Origin of the sequence: Methylobacterium organophilum (assembly GCF_022533465.1) — a bacterium.
GTDB lineage: Bacteria > Pseudomonadota > Alphaproteobacteria > Rhizobiales > Beijerinckiaceae > Methylobacterium > Methylobacterium organophilum.
On sequence record NZ_CP092848.1, the window covers coordinates 1018212 to 1031959 of the forward strand.

Sequence of the window (13748 nt, forward strand, 5' to 3'; positions counted from 1 at the left end):
TTCAGCCGCCCGCCCGCATGTCCTTGACCGCCAGGGCGACGGCCTTGGCGATGTTCTGATAGCCCGTGCAACGGCAGAGATTGGACGAGAGCACGTCCTTGAGCGCCTCCTCGCTCAAGTTCGGATCGTTCTCGATGGCACCCGCCGCGAGCATCAGGAATCCCGGGGTGCAGAAGCCGCATTGCAGCCCGTGCTGCTCCCAGAAATGGCGCTGGAGCGGATGCAGCGTGTCGCCCTCGGCCAGCCCCTCGACGGTGCGCACAGGCAGCCCCTCGGCCTGGACCGCGAACATCAGGCAGGACCGCACGGGTCGCCCGTCCACGAGCACGGTACAGGCCCCGCAGACCCCATGCTCGCAGCCGAGATGCGTGCCCGTCAGCCCGCAATCCTCGCGCAAGGCGTCGGCCAGGGTCTTCCTTGGCTCGACATTGATTTCGTAGCGCTTGCCGTTGACGTCGAGGGACGTCGCGATCCTGTCAGTCATGTCGGGTGTCCATGTCGCGTCCGCGCCGGGCGGCACGGATCCGCGCGCGGATGCGCTCAGGGGTTGCGGGAATTTCGTTGATCGTGACGCCGAAGGGCTCGAGCGCGTCGACGATGGCGTTCACCACCGCCGCGGGCGCGCCGATCGTTCCGCCCTCCCCGACGCCCTTGGCGCCGGTCAGGGTGGCGTCCGAGATCGTCTCCATATGGAGGATCTCGATGCGCGGGATCTCGTTGAGGGTCGGCGGCAGGTAATCGGCGAGCGAGCTCGTCAGCAGGTTGCCGTCGGGATCGTAGATCATCTCCTCGTAGAGGGCGTTGGCGATACCCTGGGCAACGCCCCCGTGGATCTGGCCGTCGACGATCATCGGATTGACGAGCCGCCCCGCATCCTCGACCACGAGGAAGCGCTCGATCCGCACGGCCCCGGTCTCGACATCCACCGCGACGATCGCCGCGTGGCAGGCATTCGAGAACGTGCCGGACGGATCGTAGAAGGCGCTCTCGCGCAGGCCCGCCTCCAGGCCGGCGAACCGATGGCTGCGGTGATGCGCGGCCCGGGCGAGCTCGGGGATCGGGGTCGAGCGGTTCGTGCCGCGCACCCGCGCCAGCCCCGCATCGAGCTCGATCTCGCCCTCTTCCGCCTCCATCACCCGCGCGGCGATCGTGCGCAGCTTCTGGGCGATCTTGCCGGAGGCGAGCCGGGAGGCACCGCCCGCGATCACCATCGAGCGGCTGGCGAAGGTGCCCCAGCCATAGGGCGTCCGGTCCGTGTCGCCCGAGACCACCCGGACCTTGGCCGGCTCGAGGCCGAGCTCGTCGGCCACGAGCTGCGCCAGGGCGGTGCCGAGCCCCTGCCCGTGCGGGGAGGCGCCGATGCGCAATTCGACGTGGCCGGACGGGTCCATGGCGCACTCGACCTGCTCGTAGCCCGGCACGATCGCCATGCCCCGGGCCGCATAGGCCGGAGTGCCGTAGCCGGTGCGCTCGCTGAACACCGAGAAGCCGAGGCCGAGATGGAGTCCCTGCGCCCGTGCCTCCGCCTGCCGGCGCCGGAAGGCCGGCACGTCGATGGCGGCCACCGCCGCCTCCATCGCCGCGATGTAGGAGCCCTCGTCGTAGACGAGCCCGGTAGGGGAGCGGTGGGGGAAGCTGTCGATCAGGTTGCGGCGCCGGATCTCGATCGGGTCGAGCCCGAGGCGCCGGGCGGCGCTCTCCATCAGCCGTTCCATGGTCAGGGTGAGCATGGGACGGGCGACCCCGCGATAGGGGGCCATCGTGCAGGTGTTGGTGGTGACGCCCCGCGAGCGGGCACCGTATTCCGGCACCTTGTAGGGGCCAGGCAGCTCGGCGAAGGCCATCAGCGGCTCCACCCCGCAGGTGACCGGGTAGCAGGAGAAGGCGCCGACATTGCTGCGCAGATCGGCCTCCAGTCCGAGGAGGCGGCCCTCCGCGTCGAAGGCCCCCCTCACCGTGAAGGCCTGATCGCGACTATGGGCGGAGGCGAGGAAGTTCTCCCGGCGATCCTCGATCCAGGCCACGTCCCGCTTCAGGTGCCGGGCGAGCCAGACGAGGGCCACGTATTCGGGGAAGAGCGCCATCTTCTGCCCGAAGCCGCCGCCGACATCGGGGGCGACCACCCTCAGATCCGCCTCGGGGCAGCCGAGGCAATCGGCAAGCCCGGTGCGCAGCATGTGCGGCATCTGCACCGAGGCGTAGAGGGTGGTGCGCCCGTCGCGGGCGTCGTAGCGGGCCACGGCACCGCGGGTCTCCATCGGCATGGCCGATTGCCGGCGGGAGCGCAGGTCGAGCTCGATCACCGCCGCAGCACCGGCGAACGCCGCATCGAGGCCCGGGCTACGCATCGCACCCTCGACGAGGACGTTCCCGGGCGCCTCCGGATGCGTTCGGGCGGCCTCCGGGGCGAGGGCCGCGTCGAGATCGATCACGGGATCCTCGGGCTCGATGTCGAGGAAGACCTGCTCGGCGAGATCCTCGGCCGCGGCCGCGTCCTCCGCGACGACGAAGGCCACCGCCTGCCCCGAGAAGCAGACCCGGTCGGCGGGCAGGATCGGCTGCGCGATGGGCCGGTAATCCGGACGCTCCAGGATCGGACGGATCGCTCCGACGCCCGCCAAATCGGCGGCTGTGTAGACGGCCGCCCCCTCGGGCGCCTCGATCCCGAGGATGGCGCCCCGGGCGAGGGGGCTGCGGACGAAGCGGACATGGGCGGCCCCGCGGGCGAGATCCGCCACATAGCGCCCCTGCCCGCGCAGCAGCGTCGGGTCTTCCAGCCGCGGGAGGGAACGCCCGATCCAGCTCACGCCGCGGCCTCCGCCAGGGCGCGGGAGACCATGGCGGCGATCAGGTCGCGCCGGTATTCCGATGAGGCGTGGATGTCGGCGCTGGGCTCCACAGCCTCGCGCGCCTGCGCCGCGGCAGCCTGGAACGTCGCCTCCGAGGCCTGCTGACCGATCAGCGCAGCCTCGATCCCCGAGAGCCGGATCGCCCGGTCGGCGACGCCGCCGATGCCGAGCTTGGCCCCACGAATTACCCCGCCCTCGACCTTCAGGACGGCGAGCGCCATCGCCAGGGCGAAGTCGCCGGCGCGCCGCGAGAACTCGGAGAACCCTCCCCGCCAGCTGGCATCGAGGACCGGCAACCAGATCTCGGTGATCAGCTCGTCCTCGTCGAGGGCTGTCGTGAAGGTGCCCCGGAAGAAGTCGGATGCAGGGAGGCGGTGGCTCCCGCGAAGGCTGCGCATCGTGATCTCCGCGTCGAGCACGGTCGCGGTGAGGCACCATTCGGAAGCGGGGTCGGCATGGGCAAGGCTTCCCGCGAAGGTGCCGCGCTGACGGATGGGATAATGCGCGATGTGGCCGGCCACCCGGGTCAGAAGCAGGCCGAGGGGACCCCCGACGACGTGACGGTGGAAGGCCGCGTGTCGGGTCAGGGCGCCGATTCGCAGGAACGTCCCCTCGACGGCAAGGCTGTCGAGCTCCCGGACGCGATTCACGTCGATGAGCACGCTCGGCCGAGCCAGGCGGAAGTTCATCGCAGCGACCAGGCTCTGGCCGCCCGCCAGAATCTTCCCGTCCGTGCCATGCGCCTCGAGCAGCGTCAGGGTCGACGGCACATCGAGTGGGCGGTGATAGTCGAACGCAGCTGGCTTCATTTTGATACCATTAAAATTACCCCAGGGATAAGCCGTGGCGGCAAGGGCTGTCCATAGTCCTTCCCAAGGGCCCGAGCCGGAGAACCCTCCCACTTTATGCACCAAAATTCATTTCTGCACTTTTTTTGGACAGCAGCAGATCCAGGCCGCCGCGGAGAAGCGCCGGCATCTGAGCCGAGAAGGGCAATTTCTCGCTCTGAACAGTTGTCGCAGAGGCTGTACCGACGATGGCGCGGGATCGGCACAAAAGTCCGACGCGACGCCAGATTGCACGAAATGCAAACTTTGTGGGCAGATATGCCGAACTATCGTGCATGCAACCCTTTTAGATCTGTGAGAAATTATTTGAGCAGAATGAAAAGTCCGATGGATCGGAATTTATGCGGGCTCAAAAATTCTTACCGCTGCCGCTGCTAGGCGACCATGTCTCGGCGCCGCTCGGGACAGGCGCAGCGACGCTTGAAGAGCCGTGTGTCGGCAGGCGCGCGCCCGAACCGATCTCATCCGTGACGGCGCCTGAGCGCAGGGATCATCGCTCATGAAGAGCTACATCAACGGCGAATTGCAGCCGCTCGGCGCCGACTTCGCCCCCTTCTTCGACCGCTCGGCGACGGCGATCGTCTCGATCGACCTGCATCGCGGACATCTCGACGACGACCCGCTCTGTCCCTGCCCGGCGCCGCGCGCCCGCGACGTGGTCGCACCGGTGAACGCCTTCCATCGCGCCGCCCGGGCGCTCGGCGTGCCGATCATCCATGTTCGCAGCACGCTGCGGGCCGGTGGCGTCGACGACATCGCGGGTCGATCCCCCTCGGCCTGGCGCCTCGTCTTCCCCCTCCATGTCGGTGCCATCGGCAACGCCGACGCGCATGCCATTCAGGGTACGCGCTGGACCGAGTTCGTGACCGAGGTGGAAGAGGGCGACCTGATCGTCGAGTCGAAGAAGCGGCTCTCCGCCTTCTACCCGACCGATCTCGACTTTCTCCTGCGCAACATGGGCGTGCGCAGCCTCGTGCTGAATGGCTGCCTGGCCGATTGCTGCGTGCTCAACACCGCCTTCGACGCCTCCAATCTCGGCTACCGGGTGAGCGTGGCGCGCGACCTCGTCGCCGGCACCAATCCGGAGCTCGAAGAGGCGGCGATGCGCATCGTGGCCATGCATGTCGGCCTCGTCTCGAACGCTGCCGTGCTCCTCGAAGCATGGGCGGAGCAGAAGGCGGCCTGACGTCAGGGCAACCGGCGCGGCGAAGCCGACGCGCCGGCACGCGTATCGCCCTCGGGGGGATGCGGACGGAGATCTGGAGCTTCGAAGCCGGCCTCCGGCCCGATGCGCCAGGACACTCGCGGACAACGCGGGATCCATCAGGAACGGCCGCTTCGCGGCACGTGACAACAGGGGCTGAGCGAGGACGATGATCGGAAGATTTGTCAGCAGAACCGCGGCTTACGCCGCGCTCGGGCTGTCCTGCGCAGCGGGACTGGCGCCGGCCCTGACGGGGCCTGCGCAGGCGGCGCCGTTCAAGCTCGAGGGCGAGCCCAAGGTCGCGATGGTGCTGTTCGGGCCCAAGAACGACGGTGGCTGGTCCCAGGCTTTCGATGAGAGCCGCATGCGCACCGAGCAGGCGCTCGGGATCAAGATCCCGGTGGTGGAGAACATCAAGGAATCGGCGACCGCGATCCGGCCGGCGGTCGAGCTGTTCATCAAGCGCGGCTACAACGTCATCATCGGCACCGCGTTCGGCTATTCCGACACGTTCAAGGAGCTGGCCGAGAAGTACCCGAAGATCGCCTTCGTGAACGGCTCGGGCACGGCCAACGGCCCCAACCTCGAATCCTTCTACGGCCGCACCTACGAGACGCATTACCTCTGCGGCATGGCCGCAGGCGCAGCCTCGAAGGAGGGCAAGCTCGGCTTCGTCGCCGCCAACCCGTTCGGCGTCGTCAACTGGACGGTGAACGCGTTCGAGCTCGGCGCCAAGCAGATGAACCCGAAGGCGACCACGACGGCGATCTTCACCGGCTCCTGGAACGATCCGGTGAAGGAGCGCGCCGCGGCCGAGGCCCTCGCCGGCCAGGGCATCGACGCGATCGGCCAGCACGTCGACACGCCGACCCCGCAGATCGTGGCCCAGGAGAAGGGCATCTTCGGTACCGGCCATCACCGCGACATGCGCGAATTCGCGCCCAAGGCGACGCTGTGCTCCTCGGTCTGGTACTGGGATCGCTACCTGATCCCGACCATCAAGAAGATCAAAGCCGGCACCTGGGAGCCCGCGCCCTACGGCGCCTTCGTCTCGATCAAGGAGGGCGGTCCGGACATCGCCTGCTGCGGCCCGGCCGTGCCCAAGGAGGCGGTCGCCAAGATCATGGCGGAGCGCCAGGCCATCATCGATGGCAAGAAGATCTATGCCGGCCCGCTCAAGGACCGGGAAGGCAAGGAGCACGTGCCGGCGGGCGGCGCGCTCAGCGATGCCGATCTCTGGAAGATGGACTGGTTCGTGCCCGGGGTGATCACCCAGAAATAGCGGCCGGACGTCGCCCTCACGCGGGCGCCGCCGGCCATCCGGCGGCGCCCCTCGGCATGCTCCCTGCGAAGCGAGGGACGCCGATGCCCGAGGCATCATTCCCTTTTCTCTTCGACGGATTTTGGTGTTTTCGATGAGCGGTTCGTGTGGGGCGTCGCCCGCTCTCTGCCTGACGGGGGTGTCGAAGTCGTTCGACGGCTTCGCGGCGCTGTCGGAGGCGGGTTTTTCGGCGCATGCGGGGGAGGTGCACGCCCTGCTGGGTGAGAACGGGGCGGGCAAGTCGACGCTGATGAACGTGGCGATCGGGCTGTACCGCCCGGATGCGGGGGAGATCCGGATCGGGGGCGAGGCGGTGGTGCTCGACGGGCCGCTCTCGGCCAAGCGGCGCGGCATCGGGATGGTGCACCAGCACTACAAGCTGGTCAAAGCCTTCACCGCGCTCGAGAACATCCTGCTGGCCTGCGGCGGCCCGTCCTACGGGCGGGGTCTGGCCGCGGTGGAGACGGCGGTGCGCGGGCATTGCGAAGCGCTGGGCTTCGCCGTGCCCCTCGATCGGCCGGTCGGGCTGCTGTCGGTGGCCGAGCAGCAGCGGGTCGAGATCCTGAAGGTGCTGGTCGAGGGGGCGCGGATCCTGATCCTGGACGAGCCGACCGCCGTGCTGACCGACCGCGAGGCGGAGCAGATGCTCCTGACCATGCGGCGCCTGGCCGACGAGGGCCGTACGGTGATCCTGGTCACGCACAAGTTGGGCGAGGTGAAGCGGCACGCCGACCGGGTGACGGTGATGCGTGGGGGCCGCACGGTGGCGAGCGCGGATCCCGACAGCCTGTCGCTGTCCGAGCTCACCGCGCTGGTGGTGGGGGCGCCGGTGGCACGGGAGCGGGCCCCGGCGCCGGCGATCGGCAAGCCGATGCTGCGCATCGCCGGGCTGTCGGGGGCGCGGGCGGACGGGCTGACGATGCTGTCGGACGCCACGCTGGTGGTGCGGGCGGGGGAGATCTACGGGATCGCCGGGGTCGGCGGGAACGGCCAGACGGAGCTGGCCGAGATCCTGATGGGGGTGCGCAAGCCGCTCTCGGGCAGCATCGAGCTGGAGGGCGGGGGCGACCTGTGCGCGGGGGATGCCGGGCTGCGCCGGGCGCTGGGCCTGGCCGCGATCCCGGCCGACCGCTCCGCCTACGGGCTGGCGGGCAGCCTGTCGGTGGCGGAGAACTACGCGGTGGGCGGGGTGCTGTCGGGCCGGTTCGGCAGCTGGCTGCGGCTCGACCGCAAGGCGATGCGCGCGGCCACGCAGGCGGCGGTGTCGGCCTTCGACATCCACGGCGTGCGCGCCCCGCGCCAGAAGGCGAGCCTGCTCTCGGGGGGCAACGCGCAGAAGCTGGTGGTGGCGCGCGAGTTCGCGCGCCCGCCCCGCGCGGTGCTGGCCCACAGCCCGTCCCGGGGCCTGGACGTGCGCGCCGCCGGCGCGGTGCACCAGCGCCTGCGCGCGGCCCGGGACGCGGGCGCGGCCATCCTCCTGATCAGCGAGGATCTCGACGAGGTCCTGCTCCTGTCCGACCGCATCGGGGTGATGAGCCGCGGGCGGATCGTCGCCGAGTTCGACACGCCCGCCGACCGCAACGCGGTGGGGGCCGCCATGGTGCACCATGCCTGACACCGCGCCTTCCGCCATGCTCCTGACGCCCCCGCCGGCCTCGAAGCCGGCTTCGAGGCCGAACCCCGAGGCTCCGAGGCGCCGTACCCGCCGCCTGGCGGTCGAGATCCGCCAGCACGCCCCCGGCTGGCTGCAGGCGGCGGCGCTGTCCGGCGGGCTCCTGGCGGGGCTGGCCTGCGCCGCCGCGATCCTGATGGCCTCCGGCGTCGGCCTGTCCGAGCTCGCCCAGGAATTCGTGGTCTCGGTCGTCACCAGCCCGGAGAGCTTCGCGGCGGTGCTCACCCAGGCCGCGCCGCTGGCCATCGTCGGGCTGGCCGCGGCCCTGGCCTTCCGGGTGCGCTTCTGGAACATCGGCATCGAGGGCCAGATGATCAGCGGCGCCGTCGCCGCCACCGCGGTGGCCCTGGCCGATCTCGGCCCGGCCCCCCTGCGCCTGGGGCTGATGGGGCTGGCCGCCGCCCTCGGGGGCGCCCTGTGGATGCTCGGGCCGACGCTGCTGCGCCTGCGCCTCGGGCTCAACGAGATCATCTCGACGCTGCTTCTGAACTACGTCGCCCTCAACGGCCTGCTGCACCTGCTCTACGGCCCCTGGCGCGACCCCGAGAGCAACTTCCCCAACTCGGCCCTGTTCGGGCCGGCCGAGCGCCTGGCCGATCTCGGCTGGCAGAACCTCACCGCCGCCCTGCCGCTGGCCCTGGTCCTGCTGCTGGCCGGCTGGTGGCTGATCGACGTGAGCCGCTTCGGCTTCCTGATGCGCGTCGCCGAGGCCAATCCGCGCCTGGGCCAGGCCCAGGGCCTGCCCATGACCCGGGTGCTGCTGGCCGCCACCCTGCTCTCGGGGGCACTCGCCGGAGTGGCGGGCTTCGCGATCTGCGCCGGCGTCGAGCACCGGCTCACCCAGTCCTTCGCCGTCGGCTACGGCTTCTCCGGGATCCTGATCGCCTTCCTGGCCCGCAACAATCCCCTGGCCGTGCTGGTGGTGGCCTTCGCCGTCGGCACCCTGTTCGTGGCCGGCCAGAGCCTGCAGGTCTTCTACCAGATCCCCAGCTCCGCGGTGCAGCTCGTCCAGGCGGTGATCGTCCTGTGCGTGGCGGCCTCGGACTTCTTCATCCGCCACCGGCTGCGCTGGATCGACTGAGCTGGATCGACTGAGAAAGAGCCGTCCCGATGTTCCTCGACTTCCTGCTCGACTGGCTCGCCGCGGTGCCGGGCTTCGCCGTGCCCTTCGCCCTGGCCGCCCTGGGCATGCTGCTGATGGAGAAGGCCGGCGTGCTCGCGCTCGGGGCGGAGGGCTTCATGCTGGTGGGGGCGCTGGCCGGCATCGGCGCCATCCTCGGGCTGGGGGCGGCGCCGATGCCGGCCCTGCTGGTCTCCGCCCTGGCCGCCGCGCTCCTGTCCCTGCTCTACGCCGTGCTGGTGGTGAGCCTGCGGGTCAACCAGGTCATCGCCGGGCTGAGCTTCGTGTTCCTGGCCCAGGGCCTGACCGGGCTGATCGGCACCAGCCAGGGCTGGGTCAACCGGCCGGTGGAGGGCCTGCGCAGCCTCTCCCTCGTCCCGCTCTCCGACCTGCCCGGGATCGGCCCGGTGCTGTTCCGCCAGGACGCGGTGGTGTTCCTGACCGTGCCCGCCTTCGGCCTCGTCGCCTGGTTCCTGGCCCGCACCCTGACCGGGCTGCGCCTGCGCGCCGTCGGCGACGGACCCGACGCGGCGGACGCCGCCGGCATCGGCGTGTCGGCCACGCGCTACGGCGCGGTCGCCGCCGGCGCCGCCCTGGTCGGCCTGGCCGGAGGCTACCTCTCCGTGGGCATCGCCCGGATCTGGGTCGAGGGCATGACCGGCGGACGCGGCTGGATCGCCGTCGCCCTCGTCATCTTCGCCCGCTGGCAGCCCTGGCGCGCCCTGGCCGGCGCCCTGCTGTTCGGCGCCATCGAAGCCCTGATCCCCCGGATCGCCGCGGTCGGCATCCAGGTCCCCCAGTACTTCATCGCCATGATCCCCTATCTCGCCACCCTCGGCGTCATGATCTGGACCTGCCTCAAAGCCCAATCCAACAACACCGAACCAAGAGCCCTCGGAACACCTCACCTGCGCGAAGACCGATAGGGCCGGAGCCGAGAGACGGGCGCGCCGAAGGGAGCGCCCGGGGCCGCCTCCGGGGGCTCAGGGCGCGCCCTGCGGCCCCCGGAACATGGCCTTGTCGATCATCGCGTGCACGCCCCAGTTCCCGTCGACGACCTGCGTGATCCCGAAATCGACGGCCGCCGACATCAGGGCGATGGCCTCGTCCTCGTCGAGGTTCATGTTCGCCATCAGGAAGCGGCGCACCTTGCGGAAGGCGTCGCGCATGGCGAGGTCGAGGGACGACTTGCTGTAGACGTCGCTCTGGCCGTGGGCGCCGAACTCGGCGAGGTAGTTCGGGTGGCTGAAGCCGGTCAGCACCCAGTGCTCGGGGGTCTCGATCAGCGGGTAGGTCAGGTCGCCGAGGGGCGTGCCGCCGGTGTCGGCCCTCTTGTGCAGGACCACCCGGAAGGTCCCAGTCATCGAGCACTCGATCGCCGTGCCCGACAATTCCCCGTCCCCCTGGGCCGCATGGGGGTCGCCCACGGAGAGGAGCGCGCCGGCGACCGAGACCGGCAGGTAGACGGCCGCCCCCTTCCCGAGGCGCCAATTGTCGAGGTTTCCGCCGAAATAGGCGGGCGGCACGGAATCGACGAGATCCGCCTCCCGCGGCGCCACCGCGATCACGCCGAAATGCGGCCGCAGCGGGATCCGGATGCCCGAGAGCACCGGCCTGCGCCGCGTCACCGTGGCCGGATCCACCGGCACGCCGGGATAGTCGTAGAGCGCGTGGCGCACGCCGTTCGGATCGGTCTGCGGCTCCCAGCGGAAGGCATGGACCGCCCGGGCATGGGGCGCGTCCCCGTCCGGGAAGATCTCGTAGATCGTCACCGTCTCGCGGGGCCGGGGCTCGCTGAGAAACTCGCCGTAATGGTAGCCCCACCAGGCGGCGACGCTGCTGCCGAAGACGCGGCCGGCATAGGCCGGGTTCTGCGAGCGCCGCGGGGCGATGTCGACGATCCGGACCTCGAGCACGTCGCCGGGCTCGGCGCCGCGCACCGCGATCGGCCCGGTGCAGATATGGACGCCGAAGCCCTCGCCGGCGCCCCGCCCGAGCACCGAGGCGTCGAGGGGGCCGGCGCCGCGGCGGTTGACGGCCTTCTCGGTCGCCGTCCAGCGGAACACGTTCTCCGCGCCCGCATCCCCGCGGATCATCCGTTCCGGGTCGTCGGAGGCGTGCTGGGTCAGGGTCTCGACGGTGACGAGATCGCCGGATTCGATCGCCAGGACCGGCTTGAGCGACCGGCTGAAATAGCCCCAGTGCACGGTGCCGGCATCGACGGCCAGGTGATGGTGCCCCGGCGTGCGGGCCGCCCCCTCCCGGCGCATGGGCCGGGCGGCGGCGCCCGGCGCCTCGTCCTCTCCGCGGGCCGGGCGGGCGCGCAGACGGGCGAGGGCCTGTTGCGGCCAGCCGCGCTGAACGTTCGGCGCCGCGCCCGCCGCCCGCTCCTGCTCCGCCTCGCGCCGCCGCAGCTCCCGGGGCGGCAGCCCGAAGCGCTCCCGGAACAGGCGGCTGAAATGGGCGGAATCGGAGAAGCCGTAGCGATAGGCGATCTCGGAGATCGACACGGCGCCGCAGGCGGGATCGACCAGATCATGCCAGGCGCGCTGCAGGCGCCGCTCGCGCAGGTACTGGCTGAAACTGTCCCCGCTGCCCTCGAACAGCTTCTGCACGTAGCGCTCGGAGATGCCCTCGCTCTGGGCGATCTCGGCCACCGAGAGGCTCGCCGCGCCGAGCCGCCGCTCGATGGTGGCGTAGAGACGCTGCAACAGGGCGACCCGGCTCGACGAGGCGTCGGCCGCCTCCGAGGCGCGCTCCGTCGCGAGGGCCAGAAGCAGCTCCGCGGCGCTCTGGGCCACGGTCTCCCACGCCATCTCGGAGAGGCGGTCGAGGGTGCCGGCCGCGGCCTCCGCCGCCTTCGCCAGAATCCCGGACACGCCCTCCCGGTCGAGGATATGGGGCCGCGACAGGTTCTGCAGGGCGAGCGTGCGGCCCCGGAACATCTCCGCCGGCGCCGCGAGCACGATCGCGTGCAGCCCACGCTGGAAGCTGAGCTGCCAGTCGCCGCCCCGGGGGCCGAGCAGCATCTGCCCCGACCGGAGGATCCGGTCGCCCTCGGCGGCCTGCAGCAGGCCGCCGCCCTCCTGCGGCAGGATCAGGAGGGGCGGGCCGCTGGCGCCATGGGCCGGCTGCAGGACCTGCGGCTCGGCCGAGAGGGTGCCGAGGCGCAGGCCGAGGGAGGAGGCGCGGAACAGGGCGGAGGCATGGGCCGAGATCGGCGGGCGCGCCGCCACGGAGCGCAGGGCGAAGCCGCCGAGAACCTCCTGCCAGGCCCGGTCCCGCGAGGGTCCGCTATAGGACTCGCTGGCGAAGGGCTGCGCGCTCATGGTGACGATCCCGGCATGGCCGGGGCGAGGCCGCAAGGATCGTGCCCCGGCCAGGCCCGGCCCGCGGGCCGGGCGGCCCCTCAGCGCGCCGCGCGGCCGGCGAAGACCGCCTTGGGGATCGAGCCGGTCACGCCCCAGTTCGCGTCGACCACCTGCGTCACGGAAAAGTCCGCGGCGACCGACATGAGCGAGATCGCCTCGTCCTCGCTCAGGCCGTGGGCCGTCATCAGGAAGCGGCGCAGCTTCCGGAAGGCGTCGCGCATCGCCGCGTCGAGGCTGGAGCGCTTGAGGATCTCCGCCTGCGGATCGGGCGCCAGCTCGGTCAGGTAGTTGGGCACGCTGAAGCCGTAGACCGACCAGAGCGCCTCGGTTTCGAGGAGCGGGTGGTTCAGCCCTTCGAGGATCGTGCCCTCCAGCGCGCCCTTCTTGTGCAGGACGAACTCGAACTCGCCGGTGAGCGAGATCTCGATGGCGGTGCCGGAGAGCTCGCTGTCTCCCTGCGCGGCATGGGCGTCGCCGCAGGAGAACAGCCCGCCCGCCACCGCGACCGGGTAATAGACCCGGGCGCCCTTGGCGATGCGCCAGTCGTCCATGTTGCCCCCCGTATAGTTCGGCGGGATCGTGCTGACGAAATCCGCCTCGGCCGGGGCGAGACCCATCGTGCCGAAATGCAGCCGCGCCGGCACCCGGATGCCCTGCAGGACGTTCTCCCGCTTGGTGACGGTGGCGTGGTCGACCGGCACGCCGGGATAGTCGATGGTCGGGTGGACGATCCCGTCCGGGTCGGTCTGGGGGGTCCAGCGGTAGGAATAGAGCGCCTTGACCGAGGCCTCGTCCATGTCGAGCTCGTAGATCGTCACCACCTCGCGCGGCTTCGGCTCCTCGATCAGGTCGTTGTACTGGAAGCCCCAATTGGCGGAGGGGTTGGACCCGAAGAAGCGGCCGGCATAGGCGGGATTGGCGCTCGGGCGCGGCCACATGTCGATCACCCGCACCTCGATGATGTCGCCGGGCTCCGCGCCCTCGATGGCGATGGGCCCCGTCAGGAGATGCACGCCCAGGCCCTCGCCGGAGCCGGCGCCGAAGGGGGGCTCCGTCGCGCCGGCGCCGCGGCGGCGCAGGGTCTTGGTCTCCTTCGTCCAGCGGAAGATCGCCTCCGCGGCCGGGTCGCCGGCGATCATGCGCGCGTGATCGTCGTTGGCGTGGTGCGTGATCGTCTCGATCACGGCGCGCTCGCCGGATTTCAGGGTGAGCACGGGCTTCAGGGTGTGGCTGAAATAGCCCCAGTGCACGGTCTCGGGCGTGGCGGGCAGGTGATGCGGGGGGCGGTGCTCGGTCATGGGATCTCGCTGGGTACGGTCTCGCGGGGCATGGGGAGAGAGGCCACTGGGGCGCGCGGCGTCGC

The 13748-nt window shown here is 70.8% G+C and carries 10 protein-coding genes; 5 read left to right on the forward strand and 5 right to left on the reverse strand.

Annotated elements, in window-relative coordinates; translation table 11 throughout:
* Position 1: 1 nt before the first annotated feature.
* From MMB17_RS04670 to MMB17_RS04680, 3 genes are read right to left on the reverse strand one after another with little or no spacing between them, the layout of a single operon-like run.
* Positions 2–484, reverse strand: a complete 483-nt coding sequence (locus MMB17_RS04670) for a (2Fe-2S)-binding protein (RefSeq protein ID WP_238313933.1) — start codon at positions 482–484, stop codon at positions 2–4.
* Positions 477–2807: a xanthine dehydrogenase family protein molybdopterin-binding subunit gene (locus tag MMB17_RS04675; RefSeq protein WP_241101241.1), complete on the reverse strand. Its 2331-nt coding sequence runs from the start codon at positions 2805–2807 to the stop codon at positions 477–479. The genes MMB17_RS04670 and MMB17_RS04675 overlap by 8 nt, the downstream gene beginning before the upstream one ends.
* Positions 2804–3658 (reverse strand): FAD binding domain-containing protein, encoded by an 855-nt coding sequence (locus tag MMB17_RS04680; protein ID WP_241101242.1) that lies wholly within the window; start codon positions 3656–3658, stop codon positions 2804–2806. The genes MMB17_RS04675 and MMB17_RS04680 overlap by 4 nt, the downstream gene beginning before the upstream one ends.
* Before the next feature lie 538 nt (positions 3659–4196).
* Here MMB17_RS04680 and MMB17_RS04685 point away from each other — a divergent pair.
* The 5 genes from MMB17_RS04685 (at position 4197) to MMB17_RS04705 (ending at position 9940) form a co-directional block, all read left to right on the forward strand.
* A complete protein-coding gene (locus tag MMB17_RS04685; protein WP_241101243.1) occupies positions 4197–4883 on the forward strand; it encodes a cysteine hydrolase family protein in 687 nt (228 codons plus the stop codon).
* A gap of 187 nt (positions 4884–5070) precedes the next feature.
* On the forward strand, positions 5071–6183 hold the full coding sequence (locus MMB17_RS04690; protein ID WP_241101244.1) for a BMP family ABC transporter substrate-binding protein: 1113 nt from the start codon (positions 5071–5073) through the stop codon (positions 6181–6183).
* Between the two features lie 178 nt (positions 6184–6361).
* Positions 6362–7837, forward strand: a complete 1476-nt coding sequence (locus tag MMB17_RS04695) for an ABC transporter ATP-binding protein (protein ID WP_241101245.1) — start codon at positions 6362–6364, stop codon at positions 7835–7837.
* Entirely contained in the window at positions 7830–8975 is a 1146-nt protein-coding gene (locus MMB17_RS04700; RefSeq protein ID WP_241101246.1) for an ABC transporter permease, read from the forward strand. Before MMB17_RS04695 ends, MMB17_RS04700 begins: the two co-directional genes overlap by 8 nt.
* A 29-nt stretch (positions 8976–9004) precedes the next feature.
* Positions 9005–9940, forward strand: coding sequence for an ABC transporter permease (locus tag MMB17_RS04705; RefSeq protein WP_238313915.1), 936 nt, complete (start codon positions 9005–9007; stop codon positions 9938–9940).
* Between the two features lie 57 nt (positions 9941–9997).
* On the opposite strand, the gene MMB17_RS04710 is transcribed toward MMB17_RS04705, so the two are convergent.
* Entirely contained in the window at positions 9998–12343 is a 2346-nt protein-coding gene (locus MMB17_RS04710) for an acetamidase/formamidase family protein (protein ID WP_241101247.1), read from the reverse strand.
* An 80-nt stretch (positions 12344–12423) separates the two neighbouring features.
* Positions 12424–13683, reverse strand: coding sequence for an acetamidase/formamidase family protein (locus MMB17_RS04715; RefSeq protein WP_241101248.1), 1260 nt, complete (start codon positions 13681–13683; stop codon positions 12424–12426).
* Positions 13684–13748: the final 65 nt, after the last annotated feature.